This is a genomic window from Domibacillus indicus (assembly GCF_023715895.1).
Taxonomy (GTDB): Bacteria; Bacillota; Bacilli; order Bacillales; family Domibacillaceae; genus Domibacillus; species Domibacillus indicus_A.
In genome coordinates this window covers 94,023-108,223 of sequence record NZ_JAMBOO010000006.1, presented here as the reverse complement: position 1 = coordinate 108,223, position 14,201 = coordinate 94,023, and the positions used below count along the sequence as shown (strand labels likewise).

The 14,201-nt window shown below is 46.1% G+C and carries 12 protein-coding genes; 11 read left to right on the top strand and 1 reads right to left on the bottom strand.

What is annotated here, in order from left to right; translation table 11 throughout:
- Position 1 precedes the first annotated feature (1 nt).
- The 5 genes from M3221_RS12185 (at position 2) to M3221_RS12165 (ending at position 5,853) form a co-directional block, all read left to right on the top strand.
- The gene (locus M3221_RS12185) at positions 2-1,324 is read left to right on the top strand and encodes an aminotransferase family protein (RefSeq protein WP_251272032.1); all 1,323 of its coding nucleotides are present in this window, start codon (positions 2-4) and stop codon (positions 1,322-1,324) included.
- Between the two features lie 2 nt (positions 1,325-1,326).
- Complete coding sequence (locus M3221_RS12180) at positions 1,327-2,718, top strand: NAD-dependent succinate-semialdehyde dehydrogenase (RefSeq protein ID WP_251272031.1); 1,392 nt, start codon at positions 1,327-1,329, stop codon at positions 2,716-2,718.
- Between the two features lie 20 nt (positions 2,719-2,738).
- On the top strand, positions 2,739-4,133 hold the full coding sequence (locus tag M3221_RS12175) for an amino acid permease (protein ID WP_251272030.1): 1,395 nt from the start codon (positions 2,739-2,741) through the stop codon (positions 4,131-4,133).
- A 64-nt stretch (positions 4,134-4,197) separates the two neighbouring features.
- Positions 4,198-4,455 carry a YciI family protein gene (locus M3221_RS12170; protein WP_242233843.1) on the top strand — a complete coding sequence of 86 codons (258 nt, stop codon included), beginning with the start codon at positions 4,198-4,200 and terminating at the stop codon, positions 4,453-4,455.
- Positions 4,456-4,752: 297 nt separating this feature from the next.
- On the top strand, positions 4,753-5,853 hold the full coding sequence (locus tag M3221_RS12165) for a GGDEF domain-containing protein (protein ID WP_251272029.1): 1,101 nt from the start codon (positions 4,753-4,755) through the stop codon (positions 5,851-5,853).
- Position 5,854: 1 nt separating this feature from the next.
- On the opposite strand, the gene M3221_RS12160 is transcribed toward M3221_RS12165, so the two are convergent.
- Positions 5,855-7,279 (bottom strand): PstS family phosphate ABC transporter substrate-binding protein, encoded by a 1,425-nt coding sequence (locus M3221_RS12160; protein WP_251272028.1) that lies wholly within the window; start codon positions 7,277-7,279, stop codon positions 5,855-5,857.
- Between the two features lie 194 nt (positions 7,280-7,473).
- Here M3221_RS12160 and M3221_RS12155 point away from each other — a divergent pair, with 194 nt between their 5' ends.
- The 6 genes from M3221_RS12155 to accC all read left to right on the top strand — a co-directional run bounded on the left by M3221_RS12155 (position 7,474) and on the right by accC (position 14,201).
- Positions 7,474-8,697 (top strand): MFS transporter, encoded by a 1,224-nt coding sequence (locus M3221_RS12155; RefSeq protein WP_251272027.1) that lies wholly within the window; start codon positions 7,474-7,476, stop codon positions 8,695-8,697.
- Positions 8,698-8,839: 142 nt separating this feature from the next.
- Positions 8,840-10,465: a family 14 glycosylhydrolase gene (locus tag M3221_RS12150; RefSeq protein ID WP_251272026.1), complete on the top strand. Its 1,626-nt coding sequence runs from the start codon at positions 8,840-8,842 to the stop codon at positions 10,463-10,465.
- A 144-nt stretch (positions 10,466-10,609) separates the two neighbouring features.
- Positions 10,610-11,341, top strand: coding sequence for a 5-oxoprolinase subunit PxpB (pxpB, locus tag M3221_RS12145; RefSeq protein WP_251272096.1), 732 nt, complete (start codon positions 10,610-10,612; stop codon positions 11,339-11,341).
- Positions 11,338-12,342 (top strand): 5-oxoprolinase subunit C family protein, encoded by a 1,005-nt coding sequence (locus M3221_RS12140; RefSeq protein WP_251272025.1) that lies wholly within the window; start codon positions 11,338-11,340, stop codon positions 12,340-12,342. The genes pxpB and M3221_RS12140 overlap by 4 nt, the downstream gene beginning before the upstream one ends.
- Positions 12,343-12,361: 19 nt before the next feature.
- Positions 12,362-12,823 carry an acetyl-CoA carboxylase biotin carboxyl carrier protein gene (accB, locus tag M3221_RS12135; protein WP_251272024.1) on the top strand — a complete coding sequence of 154 codons (462 nt, stop codon included), beginning with the start codon at positions 12,362-12,364 and terminating at the stop codon, positions 12,821-12,823.
- A 13-nt stretch (positions 12,824-12,836) separates the two neighbouring features.
- The gene (accC, locus tag M3221_RS12130; RefSeq protein WP_251272023.1) at positions 12,837-14,201 is read left to right on the top strand and encodes an acetyl-CoA carboxylase biotin carboxylase subunit; all 1,365 of its coding nucleotides are present in this window, start codon (positions 12,837-12,839) and stop codon (positions 14,199-14,201) included.

Sequence of the window (14,201 nt, the reverse complement as noted above, 5' to 3'; positions counted from 1 at the left end):
AATGATTCAAGAAAAAGCAAAATTACAGGAACTATCAGAACTAGATAAAAAGCACTTTTTTCATCCTACCTCCGCTGTGAAATCACAGCAGGAAAGCGGGCCTGCTTTTATTTTCACAGAAGGAAAAGGCGTGTATTTGTATGATGAAAGCGGCAGAAAAGTAATCGATGGAATGTCTTCGCTTTGGAATGTAAATGTCGGACATGGACGAAGAGAACTGGGGGAAGCAGCGTTAGAACAAATGTCAAAGCTTGCATTCAGTTCGTCTTTCGCATCCTTTAGCAATGAGCCGGCTATCCGTCTGGCAGCCAAGATCGCAGAGCTTGCACCCGGTGATTTAAATGCGGTATTTTTCACTTCGGGCGGATCAGAAGCCAATGACACAGCTTATAAGCTCGCACGCCACTACTGGGTGTTAAAAGGGCAGCCCGATCGCCAGAAAATTATCTCCAGAACAAAAGCGTACCATGGCGTCAATATTGGGGCGACCAGCGCAACCGGCTTAAAGCCATTCCGTGATTTTACGAATTCACTCGCGCCGGACTTTCATTACGCAGATCACATGTCCACAGAAGAGCTGCGCCGTGTTATTGAAGAAGAAGGGCCGGAAACAGTGGCTGCATTTGTGGCTGAGCCGGTTCAGGGTGCAGGTGGTGTTCATATCGCGCCGGACGGATATTTCAAAGAGGTGCGCCGCATTTGTGATGAATATGGCATTTTGTTTATCACAGATGAAGTCATTACCGGCTTCGGCCGCACGGGTACATTTTTCGGTATTGAACACGATGAAGTTGTCCCGGACATGATGTGCTTTGCAAAAGGGGTTACAAGCGGATATGCACCGCTTGGCGGCGTCGTGTTTTCTGAGACTCTTTATAAAGAACTGGGTGATCTTTCTACAGGTACGCTTCTGCATGGATACACATACAGCGGACATCCAATGGCCTGTGCTGTTGCTTTAAAGAACATTGAAATCATTGAGCAGGAAGGGCTTGTTGCGAACGCAGAAAGAATGGGAGCGGAGCTGCTGAAAGGATTTGAGGCGATCAAAGCAGAGCGTTCTATTGTCCGCAGCGTACGGGCGCGCGGATTAATGGGTGCGGTCGAACTGGCCACGCCGGCCGGCAGCGAGCCGCTTGCACCAACAGTGGTGGCCGAGGCAGCAAAGCACGGATTGATTTGCCGGTCTGTCACATTTGATGGGCAGGACACGCTTGTGTTTGCACCGCCGCTGATCATTAACGAAACAGAAATTAAGGAACTGATTGTAAACTTAAATACGGCTTTGCAGGAAGTAGAAAAGGTAATGGGAAGTGAGGGGTAATGATGAACGCAGCGGCTGTTGACATCATCGAAGTGATCAACCCGGCAACCGGACAGATCGTGGGCCGGTTGCCAAAACAAGGACGAAAGGAAGCGAAGCAGGCAGCAGACGCTGCGTACAATGCTTTTTCGGAATGGTCAGGGCGGACAGCGGAAGAGCGCAGTGTTCTTTTGATGAACTGGCACCGCCTGATCAGCCAGTCAGAGAAGGAACTCGCAGAGCTGATGACAAAAGAGCAGGGAAAGCCGCTGAAAGAGGCCCTCGGAGAAATCCGGTATGCGAACAGCTACATTTCCTGGTATGCGGAAGAAGGGAAACGACTGTATGGGCAGACCATTCCGGCTTCAGACCGAAACAAGCGGATTATCGTTCAAAAGCAGCCAGTCGGCGTAGTTGCAGCGATTACGCCATGGAATTTTCCGGCCGCGATGATTACCCGTAAAGTGGCACCGGCACTTGCAGCCGGATGCACGTTCGTTGTAAAGCCTTCTGAATTCACGCCTCTGACTGCCTTCAAGCTGGCCGAGCTGGCTTACGAAGCAGGCATTCCCCGTGATGTGCTTGCTGTTGTAGCGGGCGATCCAGCAGAAATCGGTGATACATGGATGGAAGACGGCCGTATCCGCAAGCTGTCCTTCACGGGTTCGACGGGTGTTGGCAAGCTATTGATGAAAAAAGCGGCAGATACGATGAAAAAGCTGTCATTGGAGCTTGGCGGCCATGCTCCCTTTATCGTGATGCCGGATGCGGATCTCGATCAGGCAGTTGAAGGACTAGTTGCCTCGAAATACCGCAATGCAGGACAGACGTGCATTTGCACAAACCGTGTATTTGTTCATGAGTCATGCGCCGAGGCGTTTACAGGAAAACTCGCTGAGGCCGTTTCAAAGCTGAAAGTAGGAAATGGGCTCGAGGCTAGTACCGATATCGGTCCTGTTATTAATCAAGCTGCCCTCGAAAAAGTAAAGGACCATGTAGAAGATGCTGTTTTAAAGGGAGCCGTTCTTCTTTCCGGCGGCCATGAGCATGGGGAACAGGGGACTTTCTTTGAACCGACAGTGATTGCCGGCGCAACAGATGATATGCTGTGCATGAAGGAAGAAACATTTGGCCCGCTTGCTCCTGTTGCCACGTTTCAAACGATGGATGAAGTGATTCGCCGGGCGAACAATACGCCATACGGGTTAGCCGCTTATCTGTACACGAAAAACCTGTCCGATGCGATCCGGATCAGTGAAGGGCTGGAATATGGAATCGTCGGAATCAATGATGGACTGCCATCTGTGAGCCAAGCACCATTCGGCGGCTGGAAACAAAGCGGGCTTGGCCGTGAAGGCGGGCATTATGGGCTCGATGAATACGTGGAAGTAAAGTACATTTCTATGCACCTTTGAAAAACAGAGGAGGGGAAAGAATGAAAGAGCAGCAGTTAACCAATCAATTAAAAACCAGGCATATTTCCATGATTTCAATCGGGGGCATTATCGGAGCCGGCTTGTTTGTCGGGAGCGGTTCCGTGATTAATGCGACCGGGCCGGGGGCGATTGTGTCCTATGCGGTTGCCGGCCTTCTCGTTATTTTTCTAATGAGAATGCTTGGGGAAATGGCAACGGCAAATCCGGACAGCGGCTCGTTTTCTACCTACGCCCGCCAGGCAATTGGCCCGTGGGCAGGGTATACGGTCGGCTGGCTCTACTGGTTTTTCTGGCTGATTGTCATTGCGATTGAAGCAACAGCAGGCGGTGCCATTATGAATCAATGGGTGCCTGCCGTGCCGATTTGGGCCTGGAGCTTAATTCTGACGTTCCTTCTAACGTTAACAAATATTTTTTCAGTAAAGTCGTTTGGTGAATTTGAGTATTGGTTTGCCATGATTAAAGTAGCAGCGATTGTTGTATTTATGCTTGTTGGTCTCGCTATTTTATTTCAATGGATTCCGGGAACCAATTCACCAGGCTTATCTAACTTAACAGGAAACGGCGGCTTTATGCCAAATGGATTTAGCTCGGTTTTTGTTGGAGTCGTAACGGTTATTTTTTCTTATTTTGGGGCGGAGATTGCGGCTATTGCGGCAAGTGAATCGAAGGATCCTGTTAAGTCTACAACGATGGCGATCAACAGTGTCGTATGGCGTATTTTAATTTTTTACGTGGGCTCTGTATCCATTTTAGTCATGCTTCTGCCGTGGAATTCAGCGGAGCTGTTAACAAGCCCGTATGTGACCATGTTGAAGATAGCGGGGATTCCCGGCGGTGCTCAAATTATGAACGCAGTCGTGCTTGTGGCGGTCCTGTCATGCTTAAATTCGGCGCTTTATACCAATTCCAGAATGCTGTATTCGTTGGCGAAAAAAGGAGATGCGCCAAAAATGCTGCTCAAGCTGAATAAGCATGGCGTACCGGCTCGTGCGGTCTGGCTCAGCACCGTTCTTGCTTATGTATGTGCTGTTTTCAGTTTTGTGTCTCCGGATAAATTGTTTCTTTTCCTTGTGAATGCATCGGGGGCCATTGCTTTACTTGTGTACTTGGCTATTGCGGTGTCCCATTTGCGGCTGAGAAAGAAAGCGGAGCGTGAACATATTCAGCTTGAAATGAAAATGTGGCTTTTTCCATATATCACGTATGCGGTGATTGCCGGCATTGGCATCATTTTAATCTCTATGATCTTTATTGATTCTATGAAGTCTCAGCTTTTATTGACTCTGCTTATTACCGGCGGGCTGATCCTTTCTTTCTTTTTCAAGAAAAAAAGACCAGTCGAGGAGCAGGAGAGCTATAAAACAGCAGAGCAAAAAATCTTAAACTCGTAACAGTTTTCTTTCCTTTTTTTCTGCTATACTGACAGAGTATTCAGAATCGAATGGAGGAATAAACGTGGGATATTATGCAGCGTTGTTGCACATGATCGATCCAGAGAAAAACAAGGAAGTACGACCGCTTCACCTGGAGTATCTGGCAGAGCTTGAAAAAGAAAATAAAGTGTTTGGGAAAGGGCCTTTTGCTGACGGATCCGGCGGAATGGTTGTTTATGTAGCCGATACATATGAAGAAGCACTTCAGCTGGCTGAAAATGATCCGGCTGTTACGCACAAGGTACGCCGTCTTGAGTTAAAAGAGTGGCTGAAAAATTAAAAGAGAGAGACACCTGGCACATTCCAGGTGTCTTTTTTATGTTTGATAGGGCTAAATAACCGAAAAGGGGGTATAAGGTAGAGAAACGTGCATAAACGGGACTAATATCTCGATCAGAAAGAATTAGATATGGTGAATTAAATGACACTTTGTATGGAATAAGATCTACTTGTAATAAGAAAAGCAAATGTAAAGGACGGCTGGCTAAAAAGCAGAATATGCCTCACCCGGGAGCGGTACCTTAAACCGTTTGTAAAGCACGTGAAGCAATGACACAAAGAGAGATGGGGAAACGGTATGATGAACATCAAAGAATTTGTCATGAATGCATCCGTATTGATGGCTATTATTACGATGGGCGGCTTGGTATATAAACAATTTCTAGTCAACGCCGGACCAAAGCTGAAAAACAGCCTGCTGACAGCCATGGTGGTGTTTTCAGGATGGGCTTCTATGTTTTTTGGCATCCATCTGAATGACCATGTTATTTTTGATCTTCGTTTTGTGCCTATTATTATTGCCGTGTTGTTTATGCGGAAAAAAGAACGTATTTTACTGGCCGGACTGGGAATTGGCCTGGCCCGTTTGTCTTTTGGTGTAAATGAAGCAGCCATCTCAGGATTTTGGACGGTAATGGCTGTTTCAGCAGCAGGCGTTATTTTACGTACTGCTTTTTCAAACTGGGCCCCGCTCAAGCAAGTGATTTGGACGGTTTTAGCTTTAAACAGTGTAAATGTTTTGTTTATTGCTTTTTTAGGTATAATTCCCGCCCGGACCTATTTAGTTGAAATAACACCGGTTGCTCTGCCGACAAGCATCCTGCTCAGCTTTTTAATCGTCTGGATGATCCACGACCTGCGCCGTGAATTTCTGTCCAAACAGCATTTGCTTGAATCAGCCAGGAGAGATACATTAACGAAGCTGTATAACCGCGGGGCATTTATGGTTTACTTTCAGCAGTTTTCAACTCGAAAGCGTGGAAAAAAGCCGTTTGTTTTAGTTTTCATTGATATTGATCATTTTAAGCAGGTAAATGATACATACGGACATATTGTCGGCGACTGCGTGCTAAAGGCAGTGAGCGGGAGGCTGCTGAATAATGTGCGCAGCGTGGATATTGTAGCCCGGTACGGAGGCGAAGAGTTTGTTATCATTCTGCCGGACTGTACGAAAAAAAATGCGCTGGCGGCCATTGAACGAATTCGTGAAACGGTTGCCAGCCAGCCGGTCTCTGTGAATAATGTCCAAGTGCCCGTTACGTTTTCAGCAGGACTGGCTATATCGGATGAGTTTATCCCTGAACAGCTGCTCAAAGAAGCGGACCATGCGCTTTATAAAGCGAAGCAGGCTGGCCGCAACCGGATCGTCTGTGCCAAGCCGGCGGCGGCCTGCTCTTAACTTATTGGTTTAGCCTCACATAACCGGTTTCCTCAACCAATTGCTGCCCTTGTTCGCCTTGCATCCACTGAAGAAAAGGCGCCAAGGACGGCTTTTTATTTTCTTTTAGCGTAATGGCGTAAAGAGTGGCGGTAAAAGGATAGCTTCCATCTGCTATATTTTGTGGAATTGGTGCTACACCGTCAATGGACAAAAAGCGAAGCTGCTCATAGCTTTGCATGCCGGAAGCGAAAAAACGAAAAGAAAAGCCAATCGCTCCTTTGTAATTGCGGTAGTCAGCGACTTCTTCTAAAATACCGCCCATCCCTTCCGGCACTTCTTCTTTTACAGGAGTCATAATTGTTTTGCCCGCCATGATTTTCTGCAGCCACGTCTGGCTTCCTGAATTTTCAGGGCGTTGAAAAGCAAGAATATGCTGGCTGTTTCCGCCTGCCTCTTTCCAGTTTCTCGTTTCACCGCTGTAAATGGATTGAATTTGTCTAGTTGAAAGGTTTTGAACCGGGTTGTGCTGATTAACAAAAAATACAAACGCCTCTTTGCCGATCGGAGTCATCACTAACTCGACCCCGGCGTCCTTGGCCATTTTCAGCTGAGCTTTAGACGGTTCAGCACCAAAATAAATATCTGTCTCCCCTCGAAGCAGCCGTTCATAGGCATGGATCGTGTTGGTAAGCGTAATAAAATCGCTGTTTTGATTTGCATTTTTATAAACGGCCTGTGCAAAAGCGGAGTAAACAGGAAACGCCGCTTCAGCACCGTCAAGTACAAGCATATTTTGCCGCTTATCGATCCAAAACAAAGATTTTTCATTCAGTTTGGGAAGAATGTTGTCTGGATTGGTCACGTTATAAGGAGTTAAATCTGTACTCGAATTGCCTCCTTCATAAGCAAATCCATGAGAAGGGAGGACCGTTTTAGCCCGCTCCCATGTAATAAACAAGCCTGTTCCGGCAAAAAGGACTATCGCTGCTGCTGTCAGAACCGTTTTTTTCACAGCTTGAATGTTCAGCTTTCGATTTCTGGCCAAAAAGCCGATTAAAAAAGCGAGTTCATACAGTGCAGGAATCATAATAAATAAATAGCCAATTCCATAAAGCGAAGAGAAAAAGTACGCGGGCCCAAATGGAAGATGCAGCAGAGCAAACAAGGACCACGCATCTGCTCCGTAAAAGCCTTTGCTTATGATCATACACGCTGCCCATAATCCAAGTGTGTAAAAAAGCGGATAAAGAAATGTGTCCAGCGGCCTGACGATTGCTTTACTGCCTGCCCATATGCCGGCAGCAAAACCGCCAATTGTAAAGACAGCAGCAAAAACTACTGTTAACTGCTCAAAGATCAAAAGTCCTCCGGCAGCAAGCAAAGCAAGCAAAAATGGAACCAATCCATAATTAAAAAAATAAAAAACTCCTTTGTTTGTATTCATCCATGCACATCCTTTCTGTCATATTGCACTCCATACATTTTCACTTTTTATGAATATATGTTTTGTTTAGTGTAATAATACACTATTTGTATTTTGGTGGCAACAGAGGTGTAAAGCAAGACAAATTATAGAAAAACAGGAAATTGGAATATTTGCTATAATGAAAAAAGTTTGTAGAAAGAAGGGTGGTTACGATGAATACATACACAAAAGCTGCTTCCGGCCTGTATGTAAACTATTTTTTGCTTGGTATGGTCAATATTATTCTATCATCCAATATGGCCTCATTATCCGAGCAATGGGATACAGACAAGGCTGGGATCAGTTACATTATCAGTGCAATCGGGATCGGGAAGCTGCTTACTTACGCATTATCCGGCCATCTTTCGGACCGGTTTGGGCGGAAGCCGCTTGTGATTTTTTCGGCGCTTGCGATGGGGATTTTTCTTGTGGGCATTCCACTGTCGCCCGTTTATGAAGTAGCCTTTATGTTTGCGCTTTTAGCAGGAGTCGCAAACTCAGCAATGGATGCAGGCTCGTATCCTGGCCTGGTTGAAATTTTTCCGCGTTCGAGCGGCTCTGCCAATGTAATGGTCAAGGCATTTATCTCTCTCGGGGCGGCGCTGCTGCCATTTGTGATTTTGTTTTTTGCCAATCAGGGCGCATCGTATAGCTATGCTTTTTTTGTGCCGGCGGCTATTTTCTTTGTAAATATGCTGTTTCTCATGACGGTTACATTTCCGGATCACCGGGCCATTGTGGCCAGCCAGGCAGCTGAAAACGCCGGCCAGTCGAAGTTTTTATCAGAACCGAGATTTTCACGTGAAGGAATTGCGCTTGTGATCATCGGGTTTACATCGACCGGATTGTTTACAGTCGCGCAAATCTGGCTGCCAAGCTACGGGGAGGAAGTGCTTGGAATGGCCGCAGACAGTGCGGTAAAATTGTTGAGCTACTACAGTATCGGAGCGCTTATTTCCGTTCTCTCTTTATCTATTTTGTTGAAAAAAATGGTTCGTCCGGTCACTGTGATTGTCATTTACCCAATTATGACATTTATCGCGATCACAACGATTTTAATGGTGAAAGTTCCGGCCGTCGCCGTGGTAACAGCTTTTTTTATCGGCTTTTCAACAGCTGGTATTTTCCAGCTTGCGATTACGATCATAACGGAGCTGTTTTGGCAGAAAAAAGGTACGGTTACAGGAATTGTTGCGACAGCAGGAGGGCTGGCAGCCATTGTGATGCCCCTATTGACTGGACTTTTATCCGAAACCGGCAACATCGCGGTTATTTTTATTTTTGATGCTTTTTTAGCGGTGATCGGCTTTGTAGCCGCGGCGTTTGTTTACTATCGGTATGGAAAAATCGTCAGAAAGTCAAAAGACGCAGATATAGAGCGGAGAGTGCTCTCTTAATCTAGCTATAAAGATTCATTTTTAAAAACAGGATTGACTGAATAGAAGTTCATTTACTATACTTTCTTTGAAAAGAAGGAATGGGCTTCTTTTTTTGCTTCAAAATGCAAACGTTTGCACAAAACAAAGGGGGTCGTGTTAAGTGAGGAAAGTATGGTACGGATGGCTGCTATTCAGTTTACTGTTTGTAGCTGCGGTTGGGGGGGTACAGCCGGCTCAGGCGGATGTACAGAAAGAGTACAAGCTTTATGTGATGGCACCGCTAACGGAAATTACCGACTGGGAAGCATTTGAAGAAAAGCTTAAAACGATGAAGGAAAACGGTGTTTATGCCCTCACTACAGACATTTGGTGGGGAATGGTAGAAGGCAAAGGGGATAATCAATTCGACTGGTCTTATTATGAGAAGTATGCGCAGGCTGTCCAGGCGTCCGGATTAAAATGGGTGCCGATTATGTCTACCCACCAGTGCGGCGGCAATGTCGGAGATGATTGTAATTATCCTATTCCATCCTGGCTGTGGAAAAAAGACAGTGTTGAAAATATGGCGTTCAAAAGTGAAAGCGGTTACTTGAATAAAGAAGCGCTGGCTCCGTGGTGGGAAGGGACAGCTAAGCAGTATGAGGAATTTTACCGTGCTTTTGCGAGGCAGTTTGCTGATGAGGAAGAATTGATTGTCAAAATTTACTTGAGCGGTGGACCAGCCGGTGAACTTCGGTATCCGTCTTATCAATTTGCGGACGGATGGGAATGGCCTGAGCGAGGGCAGCTGCAGGCTTATACAGAAGGAGCAGAAAAAGACTATCAAGATTATTTGAAAACGAAATATAAAAATGTGAAAAAGCTCAACGCAGCGTGGGGCACAGCGTACAAGAGCTGGGCTGAAATCGATCCTCCAGCAAATGGAGATGCATTTTTTGAGAGCGGCGATGCTTACAAGCCGGGGTACGGCCAGGAGTTTATGAGCTGGTATCAGGGTGCATTAGAAAAACATATGGAGAACATATCAAAAGCGGCCCATAAACAGTTTGACCGTACATTTGATGTGCCGATCGGTATTAAAATTTCAGGTATACACTGGAAAATGAATGACCCAGAAATGCCGCATGCAGCGGAATACAGCACAGGCTACTATCAGTATGGCAGGCTGCTCGATCATGTGAAAAAAGCAGATCTGGCCCTTACATTCACCTGCCTAGAAATGGATGACAACAATGCGCAGGTTCCCCCTTACTACAGCGCGCCCAAAACACTTGTAGCCCAAATCGCTACACTCGCGAATGAGCGGGGCATTTCACTGAATGGCGAAAACGCGCTGGCACTGATTAATAATGAGTGGGGCTTTAACAACGCAGCAGAAATGGTATTTAACTATGGATTTGATGGTTTTACACTGCTCCGCATGAATTATTTATTTAAGGAAGCAGGCAATCCAACGAATGAATTCCATATGATGAAGGATAAGCTGGCGTTAGTGCAAATGCCCGTCACATTTACGGTTTCAAATGTCCCAGAAGAAGCAAAGCATGTGTATGTAGTTGGAGATCGCGGAGAAATGGGCCGCTGGAATCCGGGGCAGTATAAATATGAGCTGACTAAAAATATGGATGGCAGCTGGAGCGGTTCCGTAAATCTTGCGGCAGATCGTTTATACTCATTTAAGTTTTGGTATGAAAATGCAGCAGGTGAACGCATTTGGCAGAGCGGCCAAAACAATCATTACACAACTCCTTCAGCCGGGGAAGCGTTTTTTAACGGCGAATGGTAATACTAAAAGCGACCAGGAAAGATTCTGGTCGCTTTTCATTTTTCTTGCATTTCATTTTTCTGATAATTATAATGATTTTATATTCCGAAAATAAGAATTACTGTTCCGATATTCGGAACGGAGGTGGTGAGATTGATTCAAAAGATGAAAAATAACCTGGAAGAAATTCAAATGAAACCGTTAGGGGAGTCGGCGATAACTGTTCAATTTGGAGCCGAAATCAGCCCGGTTATCAATAAAAAAGTGAAAGCGCTAGCATCAAAGCTTCAATATGAATCATTCTCCGGATTTATTGAATGTACACCTGCTTTTGCCAGTGTAACGGTTTTTTATGACCCCTTTATCGTTAAACAGGCATATGGGGAAAAAGCAAAAACGTCCTTTCAAATTGTTCATGCGACCTTAGAACGGATGTTAGAGACACTTGTTGAAGACGAAGAAAGTAAGCCACGGATTGTAGAAATTCCCGTTTGTTACGGCAATGATTTTGGACCGGACCTTGATTTTGTAGCAGCTCATAACAACCTTTCAGCTGACGAAGTGATTCATTTGCATGCATCGGCCGAGTATCCCGTTTACATGATCGGATTCGCGCCGGGCTTTCCTTACCTGGGCGGCCTTTCTGAAAAAATACATGCCCCACGCCGGCCGTCACCGCGCACGTCTATCCCAGCCGGCAGTGTTGGAATAGCAGGCAGTCAAACAGGCGTATATCCGATTTCTACACCGGGCGGATGGCAGCTGATCGGACGGACACCGATGGCTCTTTTTCGTCCGGACCGTGATCAGCCAAGTGTTCTGTCGGCGGGTGACATCGTGAAATTCATACCGATCACCAAGGAAGAATATGACCAGTATCAGGAGAGATGGCAATGAGTGTACAAATCATCCGCCCGGGACTCTTGGCAACGATTCAAGATTTAGGGCGATACGGATTTCAACAGTACGGAGTTGTGGTTGGCGGCGCAATGGATTCGCTTTCGCTTCGTCTCGCAAATGTATTAGTCGGAAATGAAGAGGGAGAAGCAGCCATTGAAGTAACGATGATGGGTACATCTCTTCAGTTTAACGAAGACACATTGATTTCCATTACGGGCGGAAACTTAAACCCGGTCATCGATGGAAATCCCGTTCCTTTATGGAGGCCTGTTTTTGTACAAAAGAATACGGTTCTTTCGTTCACCGGCTGTAAAGTGGGATGCCGCGCGTACGTTGCTGCGGCAGGCGGCTTTTCCATTCCAAATGTGATGAACAGCAAAAGTACGTATATACGCGGGGAAATTGGCGGCTTTAAAGGGCGCGCTCTCCAGGAAGGCGATTTGATTCCGCTGGGAGAGGAAAACAGCTTTTCTCGTAAAATAAAAAAAGTCCTTCAAAGCAAGCTGAAACAAAGGTCATTTGCGTCAGTTGACTGGTATGTGCCGTTTGAACGTTATGTCAATAAAAGTGTGGTCCGTGTCTTAAAAGGAACCGAATTTGAGAAGTTTTCGGAATCTTCCCAAAAGCAGTTTTTCGAACAGGAATTTCAAATTACCCCGCAGTCGGACCGGATGGGATACCGTCTTTCAGGTGCTTCTCTCGGATTAAAACAGCCGTTTGAATTATTGTCTGAAGCGGTAGCCAATGGAACGATTCAAGTGCCGAGCGATGGCAACCCAATTGTACTGCTTGCAGACCGTCAGACAACCGGCGGCTACCCGAGAATTGGACAAATTGCAGCGGCCGATTTACCGATCATCGCTCAAATGAAGCCGGGAGACCGCGTCCGCTTTCAAGAAATTTCGCTTTATGAAGCAGAACAGCTTTACATGGAACGCGAACAGGAAATCAAACAAATTCGTACCGCTCTTTTGTTAAAGAAATGGTCATTTGAATGAATGTATAAGGAGACAGCCCATGATTAAAATGAGTGACTTTCAGGAAATGGTGAATATTATTGACCGGTCGAGTGTCAATGTCTTCACGTTTGAATATGAAGGAATGAAAATGAAGCTTGAAAAACAGCCAGTCCTTCAAGATAAGGTACAAAAGGAAGAAGTCAGTGTATCGGTGCCTGATCAGCTGCTATCAAATGAACAAACAGATAAAGCAGCGAAGGATGAAGCTGTATCGAAGGATGAAGTCATTACTTCTCCCATGGTGGGCACCTTTTACACACGTGCTAACGAAGGCGAAGAACCGCTTGTTCAAATGGGAGACATTGTCCAAAAAGGACAAGTTGTCTGCATTGTAGAAGCGATGAAGCTGTTTAATGAAGTTCAGGCGGGTGTAGATGGTGAAATTGTTGAAGTGCTGGTGGAAGATGGAGACGTGGTGGAGTATGGGCAGCCGCTTTTTAAGCTGAAGAAGCGATCGTAAAAGGAGCATTCACATGTTTAAAAAAGTATTGATTGCAAACAGAGGAGAAATTGCGGTACGTATTATTCGCGCCTGCAAAGAGATGGGCATCCAGACGGTTGCCATTTTTTCCGAAGCAGACCGTGAGTCGCTGCATGTAAAGCTTGCGGACGAAGCGCTTTGTATCGGGAAAACACCTGCTAAAGACAGTTATTTGAATATGCATAATATCATGAGTGCTGCTATGGTGACGCAGGCAGATGCGATTCATCCGGGGTACGGGTTTTTGGCCGAAAATGCAGATTTTGCGGAAATGTGCCGTGCATGCAATGTCGTGTTCATCGGACCCGAGCCGGAAGCGATCCGCAAAATGGGCGAAAAAGCGGTAGCGCGCTCAACGATGAAAGAAGCAGGAGTGCCAACGGTGCCGGGAACAGAAGGCATCATCCAAAGTCAGGATGACGCCTTGAAAGTAGCAAAAGAAATTGGCTATCCGGTTATTGTCAAAGCGACAGCGGGAGGCGGCGGCAAAGGGATGCGTCTGGCGGAAACGGAGCAGGACCTGCAGCAGGCGATTCATCAGGCACAGTCCGAAGCGGAAAAAGCCTTTGGCAATGCTGCTGTTTACCTTGAAAAATATATCGAAGAACCGCGCCATATTGAAATTCAAGTGCTGGCAGACCGCTTCGGACAGGTGATTCATCTGGGCGAACGAGACTGTTCCATTCAAAGAAGGCATCAAAAGCTGGTAGAAGAAGCGCCCTCACCAGCGCTGAGTGAACAGCTTCGCCGCCAAATGGGTGAAGCAGCGGTAAAAGCAGCTCAAGCGGTTCAATATCACAGTGCGGGAACCATTGAATTTTTGCTTGATAAGCATGGCCAGTTTTATTTTATGGAAATGAATACCCGCATTCAGGTCGAACATCCTGTAACGGAACTTGTGACTACAGTAGATATTATTAAAGAACAAATAAAGATTGCAGCCGGTCTGCCGCTTTCGTATAAACAAGAAGATATCCGGATAACGGGCTGGGCTATTGAATGCCGGATCAATGCGGAAAGTCCCGAACATGATTTTCGGCCGTCTCCAGGACGCGTAGCGGAATATCTTCCGCCAGGCGGTTTTGGGGTAAGGGTGGACAGTGCCGTTTATACCGGATATGCCATTCCTCCTTTTTATGATTCAATGGCTGCAAAAGTGATTGTGTGGGGAGAAACAAGGGAGGAAGCGATCCAAAAAATGAAACGGTCATTAAATGAAATGGTCATCACAGGAATCGAAACGACGATTCCCTTTCATTTAAGGCTTCTTGATCAGGAACAGTTCCAAAAAGGAACGTTCACAACACGTTTTTTAGAAGAGGTTCAGCTTTTTCCAGAGAAGCAAAAGGGGGCGTAA

What these genes read in the sequence shown, in the direction of transcription:
- M3221_RS12185 (WP_251272032.1), top strand. Translation starts at nt 2, where the DNA reads ATGATTCAAGAAAAAGCAAAATTACAGGAACTATCAGAACTAGATAAA.
- M3221_RS12180 (WP_251272031.1), top strand. Translation starts at nt 1,327, where the DNA reads ATGAACGCAGCGGCTGTTGACATCATCGAAGTGATCAACCCGGCAACC.
- M3221_RS12175 (WP_251272030.1), top strand. Translation starts at nt 2,739, where the DNA reads ATGAAAGAGCAGCAGTTAACCAATCAATTAAAAACCAGGCATATTTCC.
- M3221_RS12165 (WP_251272029.1), top strand. Translation starts at nt 4,753, where the DNA reads ATGATGAACATCAAAGAATTTGTCATGAATGCATCCGTATTGATGGCT.
- M3221_RS12160 (WP_251272028.1), bottom strand. Translation starts at nt 7,279, where the DNA reads ATGAATACAAACAAAGGAGTTTTTTATTTTTTTAATTATGGATTGGTT.
- M3221_RS12155 (WP_251272027.1), top strand. Translation starts at nt 7,474, where the DNA reads ATGAATACATACACAAAAGCTGCTTCCGGCCTGTATGTAAACTATTTT.
- pxpB (WP_251272096.1), top strand. Translation starts at nt 10,610, where the DNA reads ATGAAAAATAACCTGGAAGAAATTCAAATGAAACCGTTAGGGGAGTCG.
- M3221_RS12140 (WP_251272025.1), top strand. Translation starts at nt 11,338, where the DNA reads ATGAGTGTACAAATCATCCGCCCGGGACTCTTGGCAACGATTCAAGAT.
- accB (WP_251272024.1), top strand. Translation starts at nt 12,362, where the DNA reads ATGATTAAAATGAGTGACTTTCAGGAAATGGTGAATATTATTGACCGG.
- accC (WP_251272023.1), top strand. Translation starts at nt 12,837, where the DNA reads ATGTTTAAAAAAGTATTGATTGCAAACAGAGGAGAAATTGCGGTACGT.